The 19,335-nt window shown below is 52.4% G+C and carries 12 protein-coding genes; all 12 read right to left on the bottom strand.

Annotation, left to right across the window (positions count from 1 at the left end; all coding sequences use genetic code 11):
* Positions 1-64: 64 nt before the first annotated feature.
* Positions 65-961: an AraC family transcriptional regulator gene (locus tag K7P01_RS22145; protein ID WP_267296768.1), complete on the bottom strand. Its 897-nt coding sequence runs from the start codon at positions 959-961 to the stop codon at positions 65-67.
* A gap of 84 nt (positions 962-1,045) precedes the next feature.
* Complete coding sequence (locus tag K7P01_RS22140; protein WP_254086066.1) at positions 1,046-1,909, bottom strand: sigma-70 family RNA polymerase sigma factor; 864 nt, start codon at positions 1,907-1,909, stop codon at positions 1,046-1,048.
* Between the two features lie 333 nt (positions 1,910-2,242).
* A complete protein-coding gene (locus K7P01_RS22135; RefSeq protein WP_267296767.1) occupies positions 2,243-5,479 on the bottom strand; it encodes an Ig-like domain-containing protein in 3,237 nt (1,078 codons plus the stop codon).
* A 75-nt stretch (positions 5,480-5,554) separates the two neighbouring features.
* Complete coding sequence (locus K7P01_RS22130; RefSeq protein ID WP_267296766.1) at positions 5,555-9,760, bottom strand: glycosyl hydrolase family 18 protein; 4,206 nt, start codon at positions 9,758-9,760, stop codon at positions 5,555-5,557.
* Between the two features lie 179 nt (positions 9,761-9,939).
* A complete protein-coding gene (locus K7P01_RS22125; protein ID WP_267296765.1) occupies positions 9,940-10,689 on the bottom strand; it encodes a LytR/AlgR family response regulator transcription factor in 750 nt (249 codons plus the stop codon).
* A gap of 297 nt (positions 10,690-10,986) precedes the next feature.
* The gene (locus K7P01_RS22120; RefSeq protein WP_267296764.1) at positions 10,987-14,172 is read right to left on the bottom strand and encodes a ligand-binding sensor domain-containing protein; all 3,186 of its coding nucleotides are present in this window, start codon (positions 14,170-14,172) and stop codon (positions 10,987-10,989) included.
* Between the two features lie 113 nt (positions 14,173-14,285).
* Entirely contained in the window at positions 14,286-15,014 is a 729-nt protein-coding gene (locus K7P01_RS22115; RefSeq protein WP_267296763.1) for an SDR family NAD(P)-dependent oxidoreductase, read from the bottom strand.
* 28 nt (positions 15,015-15,042) lie between these two features.
* The gene (locus tag K7P01_RS22110) at positions 15,043-15,411 is read right to left on the bottom strand and encodes a TerB family tellurite resistance protein (protein ID WP_267296762.1); all 369 of its coding nucleotides are present in this window, start codon (positions 15,409-15,411) and stop codon (positions 15,043-15,045) included.
* 90 nt (positions 15,412-15,501) lie between these two features.
* Complete coding sequence (locus K7P01_RS22105; RefSeq protein ID WP_267296761.1) at positions 15,502-16,866, bottom strand: sigma-54-dependent transcriptional regulator; 1,365 nt, start codon at positions 16,864-16,866, stop codon at positions 15,502-15,504.
* Positions 16,863-17,519, bottom strand: coding sequence for a hypothetical protein (locus tag K7P01_RS22100; RefSeq protein ID WP_267296760.1), 657 nt, complete (start codon positions 17,517-17,519; stop codon positions 16,863-16,865). Before K7P01_RS22100 ends, K7P01_RS22105 begins: the two co-directional genes overlap by 4 nt.
* A 2-nt stretch (positions 17,520-17,521) precedes the next feature.
* A complete protein-coding gene (locus tag K7P01_RS22095; RefSeq protein WP_267296759.1) occupies positions 17,522-18,016 on the bottom strand; it encodes an RNA polymerase sigma factor in 495 nt (164 codons plus the stop codon).
* 79 nt (positions 18,017-18,095) lie between these two features.
* The gene (gene purT / locus K7P01_RS22090) at positions 18,096-19,298 is read right to left on the bottom strand and encodes a formate-dependent phosphoribosylglycinamide formyltransferase (RefSeq protein ID WP_267296758.1); all 1,203 of its coding nucleotides are present in this window, start codon (positions 19,296-19,298) and stop codon (positions 18,096-18,098) included.
* Positions 19,299-19,335 lie beyond the last annotated feature (37 nt).

The following is a 19,335-nucleotide window of genomic DNA, read 5'->3' as shown; positions in this document are numbered from 1 at the left end:
GATGCCTGTTTTATACCGCTAATAACGGTCTTCACGGCACACCCGATAGCGCACAATTCGCGCTTTATAGCGGACGATTTATCTGTTCACGAAATTGCTCCGGCGTCAGGCCCGTGTGTTTCTTAAAGAAGCGGATAAAGTACGATGGGTCCGCAAAATTGAGTTTTACGGCCACCTGGCTGATGGTCAGATCGGCATACGAGAAAAAGCGCTTGGCTTCAAGAATGATCCGCGCATGAATAAGATCACTTAGGGTTTTACCAACGACGGCCTTGCATACGTTGTTTAGATAAGAGGCTGACAGGTTCATCAGCTCCGCATATTCATGCGGCTGTTTCAATTCGCGATAGTGATGGTTGATGAGCTCTTCCAGCTTGCGAAGCTTATGCGTGGCGTTCGGTGTGCCATCCCCTCGTACCGATACATCGCGTTCCCGGGCCAGTTTGCGCAGGACTACTTCCAGGTAGCTGCGCAGCAACGGCAGGTCGGGCCTGGCCTGAGGGGGCGTTTTGTACTCCTTCAACATTTCCTGGATGATCAGATCGATAACCGAGTCGCAACCAGGGAGTTGTATGTAAGGACTCGGATGAAACGATTGAAAGAACGGAAAAGCCGTCAAATCGGATTCCTGCTGGCCCATCTGGTAAAAAGCCGGAACAAAGAAGAAAAAATAGCCATCCGTCTCCGGTGAAAGATTCCAGGAGTGCACCTGTCCGGGTGTCATTAGGTAAAAAGAATTGGATTTGACGGGATAATCGACAAAATCGATCGTATGCGTGCCGATGCCTCGACTAACGTACAAACCCAGGTAGAAGTCGTGACGGTGAGATTTACTAACGAAAGGGTGTCTTTGCAGGTGTTCTTGTAAAGTCTCGATGTAAAACAGGCTCTGCTCGGCTCTTTCTCCAAAAGCATCTAAACAGTAAAGCGGTGTGTCGTTTAACGCGGCCGTGCGTCTCATAAAACGAAAGTTAGCGTTCCCACGCGGGAAACAAAAAAAGCCGTTCCAATTACTTGAAACGGCCTTTTCTATATTTTCTGGAAACTAGCCCAGGTATCCTTTCAATGTTTTGCTACGAGCGTGGTGCTGCAAACGACGGGTAGCCTTTTCTTTAATCTGCCGTACGCGTTCGCGGGTCAGATTAAATTTCTCGCCGATTTCTTCCAGCGTCAGCGCGTTCTCGCCGTTCAGGCCGAAATACAGCTCAATAACGTTGGCTTCGCGTTGTGTCAAGGTTGCCAGGGCACGTTGTACCTCGCGGCGCAGAGAATCAACAATTAGCCCCGAATCCGGGGTTTCTTCGCTGTCGCTGGCCAAAACGTCCAACAGGCTGTTTTCTTCGCCTTGTACAAACGGCGCATCCATTGACACGTGACGGCCGGAGATCTTCAGGGTGTCGGAAACTTCTTCTGAGCTGATTTCGAGCACTTCTGCCAGCTCTTCCGGGGAAGGCTCACGCTGGAACTTTTGCTCCAGGTCTGAGAAAGTCTTCGAAATTTTGTTCAAGGAACCAACTCGGTTCAACGGCAGACGCACAATGCGCGACTGCTCAGCCAGGGCTTGCATAATGGATTGACGAATCCACCAGACAGCATAAGAAATGAACTTAAAACCACGGGTCTCATCAAAGCGCTGAGCGGCTTTGATCAGGCCCAGGTTACCTTCGTTGATAAGGTCACCCAACGTCAAACCGTTGTTTTGATATTGTTTGGCCACCGAGACCACAAACCTGAGGTTTGCTTTGGTCAGCTTTTCCAGCGCCAACGGATCGCCTTCGCGAATTCTTTTGGCAAGCTCTACCTCCATGTCTGATGTGATCAGATCCACCTTCCCAATTTCCTGTAAATACTTGTCGAGCGACTGGCTTTCACGGTTCGTGATTTGTTTGCTGATCTTTAATTGTCTCATTGCAGCCTGTGTAGTATGTTGTTTATTTCGTTGAATTTAAATAAAATGACTCGTTCCTAAGAACGGTGGTTCAATAAAAAGGTTTACTCCGTGGATTGTTCGACACCTGTCGAATAGGCCGTAGTGTGGTAAAGGTGGGTAGTATGAGAATGAATAATTGGCCCAAGAAGTTCCGAGTGTTGAAAACTTTTCCGAGCAAAGGTACAATTTTTTCTTATTTAATGCACACCTCATAAGCCTGGTCGGCTGGGTGGATCAAAAAGAAGGGCAAACGGCCTGTATCCTTGATGAGGCTATGGCCGTTTGCCCTTTATCCCAGGGACTAAATCCCTGTTATTTCTTTACCAGATATTTCCTTAGCCAGATCTTTTGTTCGGTCTGAACACTTACCACGTACAAACCTGCGGGCAATGCTGGCAATTCAACCGTGTGCACATACTGACGTACTATGCCTAGATCGAGGTTCGCCATCGCACGGCCGTTCATGTCTTTTAAGGCTACACGTGTGCGCCCCGGTATGGCGTCAAAGCTTAGCGTCAATGATTGACGCTCGCCTTCCACTGCCGGATTCGGTGCCAGGATAAGCCCGGCTGCGTCCGCGTCGGAAACGGCCACCGATACATCGTTAGCAACAGACGCAGTCCGTGCACTGGCACTGCAGCTTCCTTTCAAAATCCAGGCGTCAGTCCAATACGTGCCGGTGCCGGGGGCATACGCCCAGGCCGCGCCGTTACACCAGCCGGAGAAGGGGTATTCCTTGCACTCATATTGCGCGCCGGCATTCTTCACTTTGCTGCCGGCCACATACCCGCCGTTTTCCGTGTATTGTGGGAGCGATGCACAATTATCTGTGCCACCCGTTACTGTCACCGTAACCGGCGAGGATGTTCCGCTGGCCCCGCCGTTGTCGAAAGCTTTCGTCGAAAGCGTGTAGGAGCCTGAAGCGACATTTGTCCACGTAAAGCTATACGGGCTGCTATTGTCCGTGCCGAGCAATGTAACGCCGTTGTAAAACTCCACGCGGTTGATCGTACCATCGTTATCTGTGGCGGTCGCCGTAATGGTGATCGATGCCGGAGCGGTAAACGATGCACCTTGCGCCGGAGCCATGATCGCTGTCACGGGCGGAGTATTGGTCTGTGTCCCGTTGACAGTAATACTCACGGCGGCAGAGGTTGTCACACCACCGGCATTGTCGGTCGCGCGTGTCGTAAGCGAGTAAGTACCCGCCGCTACGGTTGTCCACGAGAATGTATACGGAGCAGATGCGTCCTCACCCAGTTTTACCGAACCCTGGAAGAACTCTACGTTCGTAATGGTACCGTCAGAATCACTGGCCGAGGCAGCAATAGACACGGTAGCGGGTGCCGCAAAGCTGGCGTTGGCCGCGGGAGTGGTAATGGCAATAGTCGGGCTGACGTTGGTCGAACCACAAGGGCCCAGCAGTTTCCATACATCATCCGGTCCGCTTTTCAATGCGGGATCATCTCCTTGTGTCCACCAACGGGCCTGGTACCGGTTGCCATTGCGTGATACTTCCGCGTTACCGCTATAGGCAGTAGAGGCCAGCCATGCCGGCACAGTGCAAGTATTAATGGCGGACACCGTAATGTTAATGCCAGCGGAAGTCCCTACTCCGCCTGTGTTGTCGTAAGCCTTTGCGGTGAGCGCATAACTTCCAGCCGCAACATTTGCCCAGGTGTACGCATAAGGCGATGTGGCATCTTCACCCAGCAGCGTTGTGCCCTGGTAGAACTCCACTTTGCTGATCGTACCGTCAGCATCCGTCGCGGTGGCGGTAATGGTCACCGAAGCCGGCGCCGGGTAGGTGGCATTGTTTGCCGGTGCTGTGATGCCAACGGTAGGGTTGGCATTGCCGACACCGATCAGTACGGTGGCAGATGTGCCCACGCCGCCTTTGTTATCGGTTGCCCTGGCCGTCAGCGTATACGAACCTTGCGGCACGGCGTTCCAGGTATAGGAGTATGGCGCGGTAGCATCTTCCCCCAACAGCGTGGACCCCTGAAAGAATTGAACCTTCGTAACAGTACCATTGTCAGCAGCGGCAGCCGTGATGGTAATGGTTGCGCCGGGAGCAAACGTTGCATTGTTTGCAGGGCTCGTAATGCTGACTGTCGGTGCCGGATCCACGACCACGCCACCCGCATCGTTAATAGCCTTCAGTAAGCTTGTGCCACTGTTATAACCGGTGTCGCCGGTAAGCTCCCAGATGATCACACCCTGGTGACCGAAGCGCTTGGTATACTTGATTTTCTCCGCAGCACCCTTTGGTGTTTCGTAATAAATCTTTTTGCCGTTGGCGCCGATGTATCCACCCAGTTGACGGGAGTCCTGCGGGTCGAAGCTGGTGGCCGCATTCGGATAGGCAGCGACAATCTCTTTCCACTTGGGCGCCACAAAGCCATTGGCGTTGTCGGGCTTACGGGTCGCAAGATCATAACCGTAGAAAGGCACGCCGATACACAGCTTGGCCTTCAGTACGTTGAAGCCGCCATCGTGGTTCCAGGCGGCGGGCGCCATGCCCATCCAATATTCGAGCGCGTCTTCGGCCGAGTAGATCGGGTTGTCAGCCGTCTGGCCCTGGTATGTTCCCAATGGAACCTTGTACAGGGCCGCGTGCGGACCAATCGGTGAGGTATTCCAGGAACCGGTGAAGTCGTAGGTCATGAGTCCCAGCCAGTCAACGTATTGGGACAGCGCATCGTCGTAGTTGTTGCCGTAGTAAGAGGTACCAAACACCGCGGCCGACAGCAATTTAGTGGGCATCTTCTGCCGCAGCTTCTGAGCCAGGCGTGTCAGGCCGACAGCGGCCGGGTGCGGTCCCTGATCGGGCCCACCCCATTTGTCGCCACGTACACGACCACCTTGTTCGGTTGTGCCGGAAATGGCAGCATCAGGCCACCAGCACTCCAGGTCGAGGTCGACACCGTCGATGCCCTTGGTATTTACGTAGTTGGCAATAAAGCTTGCCATTTCTTCCAGCTTGGCATCGTTGTTATAGTATTGCGTCAACAGCCACAGAAAAGCAAAGTCGGTGGCACCGCCAATGGCGACAGATACCGTCGTGCCTTTTGCATGCGCGCGTGCCAGCACTCCATTGTCAAACAGGATCGAGTCTACTTTACGATTGTGAAACGAGCCCCAGGCAATGGAGGCAAAATTGCTGCTGTTGTAGTTATTGTTATTCTGTTGAAACAGGTTGAAGGCGATGTTAATGTGGTTGACCGTACCTGGATCATAGGTCTTGAAATCAAAGTCAGGTACCCAATACGGCAGATAACCGATGATGCGTTGCGGGCCGGTATAATCTCCACCGATACCACCATCGCCGCACTTGCTTACCAATGTCCAGTCGCCTGTAGTACCAGGCTCGGTAATGGTTGACCATTTCGCTTCATAGTTACCATTTTTGTGCGACACCTTTGTGCCGCCGGGATAACCCGCGGCATTCGGCGTCCAGGGTGCCCAGCAGCTCGGGAACGAGTACTGCCCGTAGGCAAGCACCGTTACCAGCAGGCACCAACATACCAGTAAAAGTTTACGTTTCATAGATGTTATAGGGTTATGTGTTTATAGGAAAAAAAAGAAGAGGGATTGCTCCGCTCTTCTTTTTTATAGTGACTGTTATTCGATGATGTATTTTTTAGTCCAGACTCGCTGGCCTGTCTTTACGTGGAAGATGTACAGGCCTTTGGGTAGCGGCGGCAGTGCCACCGTTACCCGGGAGCTACCGGTGTCGCCAAAGTGCTGGCGGTGTACGTCGGTGCCGTTTACATTCTTCAGCGTAACCTGTACTGCGCCCGGCGTCGACTCAAAGGTGAACGAAGCCGTCGTACTTTCGCCCGCTTTACCGGGGTTCGGATAGAGCGTCAGTCCTTTTTCTTCGGCAATCGACAACGTTGCTACAGAAGCGTCAGCGGTACGCGCCGCGGCGCCACAGCTTCCTTTCAGCACCCAGGCGTCAGTCCAATATGTACCGGTGCCCGGAGCATAAGCCCAGGCCGCGCCGTTACACCAGCCCGAGAATGGATAAGGTTTACATTCATACTGGCTGCCTTGGTTTTGTACAATGCTGCCGGCAACATAACCACTGTTCTCCACATATTGCGGCACCCCGCCGCAGCCTGATGTGCCACCGGTAACGGTAAGGCTAACGGCGGATGAAGTTGTAGAGGCACCCTGGTTGTCGGTAGCGACTGCAGTCAGGGTATAAGTGCCCGCGGCAATGCCGCTCCAGGTGTAAGCGTACGGCGATGAAGTGTCTTCGCCCAGCTTGGTGCCATTGCGGAAGAACTCCACTTTGCTAACAGAGCCATTATCCGAAGCAGTAGCCTGGATGGTTACAGTAGCCGGAGCAGCAGTCGACGTGCCGTTGGCCGGCGCCGTGATGTTTACCGTCGGTGGTGTATTGCCGTTGTTGCCACCGTTGCGGATATCGATCACCTGGCGGATGGCCGTCAACAGCGAGTTGTTACCCGTAGCGTCTTGCGACAATTCCCAGATCATAATACCACCCAGGTTGCGATCGAACGCCAGGTTGGTCTTTTGCTTGATGGTATTGATGCCGTTGAAGTAGTCGCCGTTATAGGTGTCTGAATTCGGGTTTGCGCCTTCGCTTACCAGCGTACGGAACGATTTCCACGAAGGACGAGCATAGAATGGCACGCCGAGTACAGTCTTTGCCGCAGGCAGCCCGCGTCCAGCCCAGTAGTCAAGTGAGGATATAGCGTAGCTGTATGGCGAGTGATCAGCACCGCTGCCACCGTCGTATACCATGATGTTCAGGAAGTCAACTGCGGTAAACACAGCGGGTTGAACGCCATTCGCATAGTATCCTTGTGCCGATACGGCGGCGGTCAGGAACTTACCTTGTGCATGCAGGGCATTGCCCAGCTCAGTCATCAGCGTAGCAAAGTTGGCAGGATCTTGTCCTTCAGCAGGATATTCCCAGTCGATGTCTACACCATCGAGTTGATGTGTGCTGAGGAACGAAAGAAGGTTATTGATAAAGGTGCTGCGTGTAGCGGCGCTGGCGGCCATTACCTGGAAGTCGGTGTTGTTCAGATCGCTCCAGCCACCCACAGCAATGCCTACTTTCACACCCGCGGCATGGGCACGCGATACGATCTGTGCCAGCTTGCTGCTGTTGTCGAGAGCCGTCAAGCCACCGCTCGTCGTCGGACGAATAAATGAGTAGTTAATGTGCGTAACCTTATCGTATTGAATATCATCCGGGGTACCCTGCCATGACGGCATGTACCCTACCACTTTGAATGAACCATTGTTACTCGTGCCGCCAGTAACCGTAACGGATACTGTCGACGATGTACCTGTACCACCAGCATTGTCGGTAGCCTTGGCCGAAAGCGTATAGGTGCCGGCAGTAACGTTCGACCAGGTGAAAGTATACGGGCTGTTAGTAGCCGTGCCGACCAGGCTTGAACCGTTGTAGAACTCTACTTTGCTGATCGTACCATCGCTGTCAGTAGCCGTAGCCGTCAGCGTCACCGACGCAGGAGCGGTATACGATGCGCCGTTGGTCGGAGCTGTGAGCGTAGCGACCGGGTTGGCGTTTGTTGTTCCGCCACCGCAGGGGCCGATCAATTTCCACACATCATCCGGACCGCTCTTCAGCGCAGGGTCCTCCCCTTGTGTCCACCAGCGTGCCTGGTATTTATTGCCATTGCGTGATACTTCCGCGCCATTATTGTAAACGTCGGCAGCCTTCCATTCAGGCGTAGAGCAGCTCGAACCCGTCACGGCAACGCTTACGGCGGCTGAGGTAGTCGAAAGACCGCTGTTGTCGGTAGCCTTGGCCGTTAGCGAATATGTACCGGCGCCAACACTGGCCCAGGTATAGCTGTAAGGCTGTGTCGTGGCTTCGCCAAGTTTGGTTGTTCCCTGGAAGAATTCAACACGTGCGATCGTACCGTCGGCATCGGTTGCTGATGCTGTGATTGTAATCGATGCACCCGCGGTATAGCTGGCACCTGCGGTCGGCGATTGGATCGATACCGTCGGCGCAGTGGCAGTACCCGCAATAACACTCACGGAGGTCGTCGCTGTATTTCCGCTGTTGTCTGTTGCTTTTGCCTGGATGGCGTGCGTACCCGCAGCCAACGCGGTAATCGTAAAGCTGTACGGTGAGGTAGCGTCTTCTCCTACTTTTGTACCGTCTAACAGAAACTCTACTTTGGTGATGCTACCATTTGAATCATTCGCCGTGGCGGTAACCACTACTGATGAACCTGGGGCTACCACTGCGTTGTTCGCCGGTGCTGTGATGGAAACCGTCGGCATACCGGTGTTACCCAGCGCAAAGACTTCGTTGATTTTGTTAACCAACGGTGACTTGACAGAAGAGTAACGCGCCAGCTTCGGACCAAAGGTAGTAGCCGAACCGCCGATCTCCAGGTCTTCATACACCGTCCATACGATCACACCGCTCAGCCCTTTGTCCACGACGTATTGGGCTTTCAAGCCAATAGACTGTTCATTGTCGTAGCTCAGGAAATAATTTCCTTTGGTGAGGTATGGCACTTTCGCATTGTCATCCCAATGTTCAGTCCAGCCGGACTTGTTCTGACGGATGTATTCGTAATAAGGAGTGCCTTCGTGTGCTGCCCAGTTGGTGAAGTCCGCAGCCGAGCTGATCGGACCGTCAGGATCAACCGTGCGTTGCACCTTCTGCGTGGGTGCGTTCAGCGCGGCGTTGCCTTGTGTTACAACACCACGGCCGTAGAAAGCGGCACCCATGTTGATCTTGTGAGCCGGTACACCCAGGGTTGTCAGGGCGCGGTAGCAAGCGTCCCAGCTAAAGTTGGCAAACTCTTGATTCGGATAGTCATACAACGGCGAGTTGTGTCCGGCTTTACCTGACCAGCCCCCGTTATAGTCATACGTCATCATGTTGAAGTAGCTCATCACATTGGCCAGCGTAGCCCATTGAAGACCTTGTAGCTTAGCGGGATCAGCCGTAAATGCAGCCGTGATCAGCTTATCGGGGCCGATGGCCGCGCGGATCTGTTGCACAAGCGTGGTAAAGTTGGCAAAGTCAGCCTGGCTTCCGGTAAAGTTCATGCCGGCATACGGACCCGGGTATTCCCAGTCAAGGTCGATACCGTCAAAGCCTAAGCCGATCAGACGTTGGCAGTCCGCAACAAAACGCGCACGCTTGGTAGCATCGGCAGCCATCTCCGGAAAGTGTTTACACATGCTCCAACCGCCAATAGAGGCCACGACCTTTACGTTGCGTTCGTGGGCCATCTCGATAATGCCTTTCGCACCACCTTCTTTTTTCAGCGGCACCGGCATAGGACCGGTCAGCGTAGTTTTGGTATTTCTCCAACCTGCACCATCCGCCACAAAACCTGCGGCAGCCACGCGCGCATCGGCGAAGTCATATTTATACTCAAGCTCACCGAAGATCAGGTGCATGTCCCAGCTGTCATATACACCACCGTGCAGGATGGGCGCGGGTTCTTGTACAGCGCCTTGCTGGTAGATAAGCTTGTTACGGTAGTCGCCGCTATGCAGCGAGCCGTCTTTGGCGACACCAAAGAACGAGAAGTTCAGAATGGTGTACTTGGAGTAGTCGATGTTGAGGTGGGTGTAGGCTCCCGCGCCGGGCACGCCATGTGCCGAGCTCTTCCAGGCATCCCAGTTGGTGATGTACCCCACAATTTGCTTTTGGTGATTTGCTGTCGTAGCACTGCCGCCGGTATTGACCTGGCCGAACAGCGCTACGTTAGCCAGCAACAACAGCAGCAGGGTATACACCCGCCGGCATGTGTTGCCGAAGCTAATGCTAGTTAGCGTAAAGGTTGACATAGTAAATGGTTATTGGTTTTGAACATTTGCCGCAGCCGCGCCGTTGAGAACTATGGCTGACTGCGTCGCGGGGTAAATGTTGGGATAACCGATAGGAAAAAGAAAAGTAGTTATTGAATGGCCGGGTGCACTTATTAAAAGGCGCAGGAACGAGGCGTGTGCCTTGTGTGCTCGCAAGTTTAGGAATGTACGGCCGTTGATCGAACGGAAAGCCTGCTCACCACTTCTTCTTTGCGCCGCCGCGAGATCGGCACTGATGAGCCGTCTTTCAGGACTAACAACCCTTCGCTTTTGAATTTTAATACATAGTCCAGATTCACCAGGTGCGAACGGTGTATGCGTAGAAAATTGTTGTGGACCGTCAGCAGGTCTTCATATTCTTTCAGCGTTTTAGACGACACAAATGTTTTATTGTCGGTCAGTACAAAACGTGTATAATTCAGATCAGCTTCACAGCGGATGATCGTATCGACCTCCAGGAACACCACACCATCATAGGTCGTGATGGCGAGGGTGCGTTCTTTATGTTCAAAGAAGTTTTCGATCTGGCGACTGTAAGTATCTTTTCTGCCCCGTTGGGATTGATAACGCTCCACGGCTTCTTTCAACTCGATGGGATTGATCGGCTTGAGCAGATAGTCCAATGCGTTGTACCGAATGGCACGGATGGCATACTGGTCGTGCGCGGTGGTGAAGATCACCTTGCAATCTATTTCAGGGATGGCTGCCAGAAAATCGAAGCCGTTCATCATCGGCATCTCGATATCGAGAAATAGCAGATCGGGTTTGAAATAATGAATCTTTAACAATCCGTCTTCGCTGTCGTCTGCTGTCTCCAGCAAAAACTGACCCGGAAAGATTCGCTCCATCGTTACCTTGAGTAGGTTCCGGGCTTTACTTTCATCATCGATAATCAACGCTCTAATCATTGTTAAAACTTCGGTGAACCAGTATTAACGTCTCTGCTGGTGTGGGCTGCCATGAGAACGGTGGGTAGCGGGAATACCTTATTTTTCAGGTATTAGCGTTGCCTGCATCTATAGCAGCACGCGGTCAAGGTATAACAAAGTACAAAAAATAAAGATACTTACTGGTCCAACCCTCTGATTAATATGATAACCTGTCCTTTTACCCGACTTGCTACAAAGAGCGCTTTTATACATCAATTGTGAGCGAAGGACGCACGATATGCACGATGCAGAAAGGAAACTTTAAATGTTACACTTCTAGCGTTCCAACGCACTCCGCATAGAAGTCATACCTGTTTTTTCCGGTATGAATTCTGTCCTGCCGAGAGGCACGCGAACAATCACCGTAGTGCCCGCAGCCGTGCCGTCCGGATGCACGCGATCAACGATGCGAAGGTCGAATACTTCGTTCTGTTTTTTCATCAACGCCATGCGCTCACGGATGATCTTCATGCCCATCGAGCGATATGTCTTTTTAATGCGGCTCTTTCGGATCAGTGTGCCTTGCTTGCGTCCAATGCCGTCATCGGCAATGCTGCACAGCAGCACATCTTCCGATTCCAGGTTAAACGCAATGCGCAGGTTGCGCTCGCCCTTCTTATGCATCAGCCCGTGCCACAACGCGTTCTCTACAAAGGGCTGCAATAAAAATGAAGGAATAATCACTTCCTCAGGATCGATGTCGCTGTCTACATGAATCTCGTAATGGAATTGTTTGTCAAAGCGCATGGACTCTAACTCGAGGTATAGCTCCAGCAACGTGAGCTCCTGATCGAGCGAGATGAAGTTCTTTTCAGAGCTCTGCAACACCGTGCGCAGCAACTTCGAGAACTGATGCAGGTAATGCATGGCCTCGTCTTGTTTATGCACAATGATTAATTCCTGAATGGAGGTCAGACAGTTGAAGATAAAATGCGGATTCATTTGGGCAATCAGCGCCTTGAGCTCAAGCTCGGCAATAAGCTTGGCGATCCGGATTTTCTCTCGGAAGCGATTGCGTACGACGTTCATTATCAGGCCGATAAACAGGATTGCGGCCACCGCCAGCATCGCCGTGAACCACCAGGTCCGCCAAAATGGGGGCAGGATAACAAGCGTTAAGGCAACACCCTGCTCGTTCCAGACTCCGTCGTTGTTCGACGCCTTCACTTGAAAGGTATACTTCCCAGGTTCCAGGTTGGTGTAGGTAGCGGAGCGCTTTCCTTTCACCATGTTCCATTCGTCTTCAAAGCCGGCCAACCGATAAGAATACTCGTTCTTCTCCGGCTGGATAAAATTCAACGCTGCAAACTCCAGGGTGATCACCGATTGATCGTACGATAACACCACCGTCTTTGTCTCGTTCAGTTGCGCCTTGAGCAGCGCATTGCGCGGATGCGGCAGTACTTCCTTGTTGAGGATCTTCAAGCTGGTAAAGGCAATCGGTGGTGGAAATTGATTGTTCTTCACATCCCGTATCACCGCGGGCATAAACGACGTGAAGCCGTTGGTACCACCAAACAAAAACTCACCCCGTCGCGTCTCATAACTGGCGTTGATGTTGAACTGATAATCTTGCAGACCGTCATGTGTCGAATAACTTTTAAAGACACGGTTCTTCAGGCTCAGATACGCAAGCCCGCGTCCCGTGCTCATCCATACGTGTCCCTGTTTATCAGACAGAATACCTGAAACGATGTTGTCGGGCAAGCCGTCCGATTCATGGAAGGATGTAAACGTACCGGAGGCTTCATTGTATAAGTTGAGCCCGCCCGCAAACGTACCAATCCATAAGTTACCTTCATGATCCTGGTTGATGCAGCGTATCCAATGGTTACTCAGACTGTTTTTGTTTTGCTGATCGCTCTTGATCACAGTGAAATGGGTATACGGTTCCTCCAACAGATTGAGCCCTTCTTGCGTCCCAATCCAAAGACGTCGTTTGGTGTCCTCGTACAGGCAGCGAATCATGTTGTTGCTGAGGTTCGAGTTATTGATGTTAATGCAGGTAAACATATTCGTGCGCGGATCATACCGGCTGATACCGTTATTGGTGCCCACCCAAATTCGCCGCTGACTGTCTTCCAGTAACACCCACACCACATTGTCGCTCAGGCCTGAGCCATCGCCATACGTATACCGTGTGAACTTCTTGCTGACGGGGTCATACCGACAGAGCCCGCCCAGGTACGTGCCGATCCAAAGTTGACCTTGATGATCAAGCATCAGGGAGAGGATGCGGTTGTCGCTAATGCTGTTGGTGTTTCGCTCGTCGTTGTAGTAGTTTGCAAACTGTCCGGTGGCCCGGTCGAAATAACACAGTCCGCCACCATCGGTGCCAATCCACAGGTTGCCGTTCTTTTCTTCGGCAAACGATGTGACCGAGCTGTTGCCGTTGAGGGTCGGCACTTTGTAATGGAAGAACGATTCGGCATTCTGGTTAAAAAAGTTTACGCCACCATTATAGGTTCCCACCCAGATGCCCCCTCGCTGATCGCTGCTAATGGACCGCACCACGTTGTTATTGAGACTCTTGGAGTTATACGGCGAGTGTACAATGTGCTGAAATTCATTGGTCTCCGGATTAAAAATATCGATGCCCCGTCCGTCAGTACCGATCCAGATCTTGCCATTGTCCTGTACCCACAGCGTAGGTAATAAATCGCTTGAGATGCCTTCCGTGCTGCCGAATACGTGGCGAAAATTTTTAAAGGTCTTCTCTTTCGGTTGATATAGATTGAGCCCGCCACCATACGTGGCGATCCAGATACGTCCAGACGGGTCCTCCACGATCTTCCGGACATTGTTCCCGCTTAATGATCCTACCTGATTTTTTCGGTATACGAAGTGCAGGAAGTTACCGGTGCTATCTTCCAATACATGGATACCATTGGAGGTACCTACCCACAGATTTCCGTGCCGGTCTTCCAGAATCGAGGGAATCGTATTATACACCATCTCGTGTACGTCGAAGATTCGCGCATACGGCTTGATAAACGTGCCGCTTTTTTCCTGGTACAGGTACAGCCCCTGGTCACTGCCGACCCACAGCCTGCCTTTGTGGTCCTGGTAAATGGCGCGGACGGGAATGCCCTTAAAGAAATGTTTGTCAAATCGGTCCAGTTCGCGGTTGTAAAGGTCTAATCCTTTTTCTGAGCCGATCCAAAGACGCTGCCGGGTGTCTTCCAGCAATGTATAGGTGATATTACTACTGATGCTAATGGTGTCGTTTTCCCTCGCACGGAAGCTAACAAAGGAATAGGCATCGTAACGCGCTACGCCATTCTCCGTGGCAATCCAGATAAACCCCCGGCTGTCGCGAATCACACCATTCACCGTATTGCTGGGTAATCCCTCTTCAGCCGTCAGATGGTGAAACTTGACATCACGCTCCTGCGCCCCGCACCAGTTTACGCCGGCCAGACAACAACATAGCAGAGAGAACAGACGGGTAACGCGTGACATACGTTGGCTCAGGGTTATATCCGAAGATACAACGTTTGCACGCCGGTTACATGCGTACGGAAGCCAGGATGCCGGGGAATACGAAAAGTGGATGAACTTCTCGACGATTACGATTAGGGAAGCCTGGCTACAAGTTGTTCAGGCAGCAGCCGGAGGATGTGGTAGATCATCTTCCACTTGAATCCCGGCACGATGATAAACGCACGACGTACGCCAACGGCTGCCCGGGCGATAAAGGAAGGCTCCAGCATCAGCGACTCGGGTAAGTCCAACCCGACAGTCATTTTACTACGGATGTAACCAGCAACGACAACGTGCACGCGTACGCCCCGGCTAAAAAGATACTGCCGCAGGCCGGCCAGATATTGTGTAAAGGCAGACTTTGTACTGCCATAGATGAAATTGCTTTTTCGACCCCGTACACCCGAAAGCGAAGATAGTCCGATGACACGTTCCAACGCTTTGTTGTTGGTGTCCGTCACAATGATGTTAAGGATTGACACGGCGCCGCAGTAATGAACATTCATCATCTGGTATGCCCCCTCCCAGTCCCGCAAAGCTTCTTCATTGTTCTTCAGAAATCCAGCAGCATATACCACGATCGCCGGCTTCATGGGCAGCGATTCATAAAAGCTCCGGTGTGTGGCAAAGGCTGTAGCATCGAAGTATACCACCTTCACGCGATCACCACCGATGTTGTGCGCGCGTAGAAAATCTTGCAGCGCGGACGTGCTTCGCGACGCCGCCACGACATCATACCCTTGTTGAATATATAATATGATCATCTCCTTAGCGACATCCGAATTTGCGCCGAGGATGAGAACTGTCTTTTTATCGAACATCTGACTATACGAAGATTTTTGCCTGTACTTATTGGCTGTTCGCTTGCCGGGATGTTGACGTCGCGGTTTCAATCAGCGTATCGAGTGTGGATCTGGAGACGCCCAGCTTGTCCGCGACAATGTTGATGAGCTCGCGTTCCGCAGGGGCAAACTCGCCGTCTGCCAGGGCCAGCTCGATCATGTCTTCGAGCTGCTTTTCCTTTTCAGAGTCGTCCAGCGGAATCAGATATTTATACTCGTCCGCACGGTCGAGCATAAGATTAAGCCGGTCAAGTGGAATCCCTTTTTCATAGGCGATCTTAGCCAGGGCAACACGCTCCAATTCCTCGATTTTGCCGTCGGCCGCACTCAACGAAATGAGGTTCCGGAAATGCGCCAATTTGATGTGGTCTAACATAGGTCTAGGGGTTCAGGCAGGATGACAAGTCTTTTAAAGATACTAGAATCACGCAGAAAATAGACGGTAAGTACTTGTAAAAGAAACAATTTATTCCTTGCTCTCCGGTGTGTCGGCTTGTAAAGCGTAGTCCTTGATTTTCTGATACAGCGTAGTCAACCCGATACCTAACAGTTTTGCCGCCTGCGTTTTGTTTCCCCGGGCAAACGCCAGCACCTGCCGGATGTGTTTTTTCTCTGCCGCCGCCAGCGTCCAAACGCCTTCTTCCAGGCCGGTAGCCGAATCATTGGCGTTAAAGTCGTAGGGTAGCATGTCGGCTTCGAGGATGTCCAGGTCGTTCAGGATGACACAACGCTCCACGACATTCTTCAACTCGCGGATGTTTCCTTTCCAGGGATGTACGCGCAACGCTTGCAGAAAGGTGGGCGACATGGCGGCCACGGGTTTTTTAGTCTTCTGCGAAAACTGACGCACAAAGTATTCGGCGAGCGCTTGAATGTCCTCTCTCCTCTCCCGCAGCGGTGGCAGGGGAATGCTGAATACCGATAGCCGGTAAAAAAGATCCTTGCGGAAATTACCGGCCTCCGACTCTTTTTCTGGGTTACGGTTGGTGGCAGCAATAAAACGCACGTTCACCCGCCGCGCCTTGCTCTCGCCCACCCGGTAAAATTCGCCGGTTTCCAGGACCCGCAACAGTTTTGCCTGCAAGTCGATGGGCATCTCGCCGATTTCATCCAGGAACAGCGTTCCCTCCTGGGCTTCTTCCAGGTAGCCTTTCTTGGCTTTTGTCGCACCGGTAAACGCACCTTCTGCATGCCCAAAGAGCTCGCTCTCGAGCAGGTCCTTTGGAAAGGCACTGCAGTTGACGGCTACAAAGGGCTTAGCCCTCCGATCACTTTCGTAGTGAATGGCCTGTGAAAATATCTCTTTACCCGTGCCGGTCTCGCCCAGGAGCAGTATCGTAGTATCTGTGGACGCTACTTTTCTGGCCAATGCGATGCTTTCCTGGATGCGTTTGCTTTGACCCAGAATGTGGCCAAAACCGAAGCGGTCTTGTAACCGGGCTTCCAGGTGTTGCACCTTCTGCTGAAGCAGGGCTTTCTCCGATGCTTTGCTAAGTAAAGGAATGATCTTCTCCTGGTGATCGCCCTTGGTCAGGTAGTCAAATGCCCCGTTCTTAATCGCCGTTACACCATCCTGGATCGTTCCATAGGCCGTGAGAACAATGACTTCCACTGCAGGGTACTGTTTCTTCAACATCGCCGTCAGTTCGATGCCGTTCCCATCGGGCAGTTTAACGTCCGATATCACGACGTTAATGGGCTCGCGCTCCATCACTTGTAGGCCTTCTTTCACCGTGGCGGCCTGCTGCACGGTATATCCTTCCAGGCTGATAACACGCGCGATGAGCTTGCGCAGGTTTTCTTCGTCGTCAATGATTAGTACTCTGCTCACAGGTATGTTCCATAGATCCAGGCAAATGTACTAACGATCAGCACAACACCATACACCTGTGCCTGCCGGTATTCCTGCAGGTAGGTTTTCAGCTCTTCGATCTTGGCCCGGTAACGCTTGCGAACGAACCACAGCATGGCACCGGTAAAGACAACGCTGAGTGCAAATGCCGTGAGTACATCCGGCGCCCAGAGCCCCGACAGGCCCTTGCCGAAAAAGAACCGGCCGACAAACACAATGCCCAGCAACAAAGACACAATAAATGTGATCTCCGTCCGCAAGCCCCGGCGGAACATTGTCAGGAGCTGTTCCAGCCGTTCGGGAATACTATCGCTCAACGTCAGGTGGTTGACAGTTTGTAGTTTGGCCCAATAAAACAGGACGATCAGTTGATAAAGGAACATCATCTTCACAAAACCCTGCGGCGACCCCGGATAGGTAAAGCCATCGGTCAGCAGGGGCATGGCCAGGGTGGCGACCACCATGCTGCCCAGCAGCACGGTAATGACACGTTCGTATTGCCGCTTGGTAACGGTAATCATATCCGTCGTCTTGCCTTGCAGCAACGCAGGCAGGCGATCGAAGTGGGACTGCTCTTCCGCCGAAAGGCCGCTGTTCTTTTTCCAGCCGGCTTTTAATGCATCTATGTCCATAATCAAGGTGTTAAAAGTTCTTTGAGTTTGTTTCGGATACGGGTCAGCTTGACACCGATATAATTTTCCGAGATGTCCAGGATTTGTGCCATCTCGCCATAGCTCTTTTCTTCCAGGTAAAGCATCAGCACCGCGCGGTCGAACTTGTTCAGCGCCTGGATGGCCCGTTGTAGTTCCTGGGCATACACGCGATCGATACGGTCGTCGGGAACCTCTGCCTGGTTATGATGAAAGGCCTGTAAGGAATGTTGATCGGGACGTCGCTTGCGCTTCCGCAGGCTGGTGATAGCGGTGTTTAACGCCACGCGGTACATCCACGTACTGACCAACGACTCGCCGCGGAAAGATGAATATGACTTCCACAGTTGTAGGATGATCTCCTGAAACAGATCATCGAAGTCGTCGCGATCATCGCTATAGATCCGGCACACCTTCAGGACCACACCGCGGTGATCCTGAAGGTGTTGTATAAAGGCATTTTCTAAGCCAGTCCCCATAATCGGATTAGTCAGGAAGGACGGTAATTTCTTACAACGATATACGATCTTTTTATGCCGGTGGGCACAGGGCCCGGCATTACAGGCTGTAGTGAATCTTTTCCGCCATGGCGTTGGCCTTCGCGCGCGCTGCCTCGATGCTATCGGCTTTGGCTAAACATACACCCATGCGGCGCTCGCCTTGTACTTCTGGTTTACCAAAGAGGCGCAGTTGTGTGTCGGGTTCGGCCAACGCTTCAGCAATGCCCGAGAATACAACATTTGCGGAGTGACCTTGCACCAGCAACACGCGTGACGCCGACGGTCCTAGCTGACGGATCACGGGAATGGGAAGCCCGAGGATGGCGCGTACGTGTAAAGCAAACTCCGACAGATCTTGCGAGATCATCGTTACCATGCCTGTATCATGCGGGCGCGGCGATACCTCGCTAAAGTATACGGTGTCTCCTTTGATAAAGAACTCTACGCCGAACAGGCCATACCCGCCAAGGGCATCAACAACCTGGCGCGCGATGGTTTGTGATTGCTCCAATGCCGTGGCTGACACCGGATGCGGCTGCCACGACTCCTGGTAGTCGCCGTGTTCCTGCCGGTGGCCAATAGGTGCACAGAACGAAACACCATCCTTGTGGCGAATCGTTAGCAGAGTAATCTCATAATCGAAGTCGACGAACCCTTCTACGATCACTTTGCCTTTACCGGCGCGACCACCCTCCTGCGCATATTGCCAGGCCTTTTCTACCTGATCCGCTTGTCGTACAATGCTTTGCCCTTTACCCGACGAGCTCATGATTGGCTTCACGACACATGGAAAATTCAATGTTTGTATCGCCGCCAGGAATTCTTCCTTTGTTTCAGCAAACACATACGGAGAGGTTTTTACCTGTAAAGTCTTGGCTGCGAGGGTCCGAATACCTTCGCGATTCATGGTGAGCCGTGCCGCCTGGGCGGTGGGTACAACGTTAAAGCCTTGATGCTCAAGTTCTACTAGCGTCCCGGTAGCAATTGCTTCCACTTCGGGTACTATAAAGTCGGGTTTCTCCTGCTCGATGATAGTACGCAGCGCCTGGCCGTCCAGCATGGAGATGACATACGCCCGGTGAGCCACTTGCATGGCTGGGGCGTGTTCGTATCGGTCCACGGCAACTACCTCAACACCATAGCGTTGCAACTCAATCACAACTTCTTTGCCCAGTTCGCCAGAGCCGAGGAGCATGACTTTAATGGCAGCGGGAGCATGGGGCGTTCCAAAGCGAACTGGATGGACGGGCGTGGTATTCATACGGGTGCAATTATCGCACACCCGCCGGTAAGGCGCA

This window comes from Parachryseolinea silvisoli (genome assembly GCF_021190955.1).
GTDB lineage: Bacteria > Bacteroidota > Bacteroidia > Cytophagales > Cyclobacteriaceae > Ohtaekwangia > Ohtaekwangia silvisoli.
This window is presented reverse-complemented; position numbering and strand designations above follow the sequence as displayed.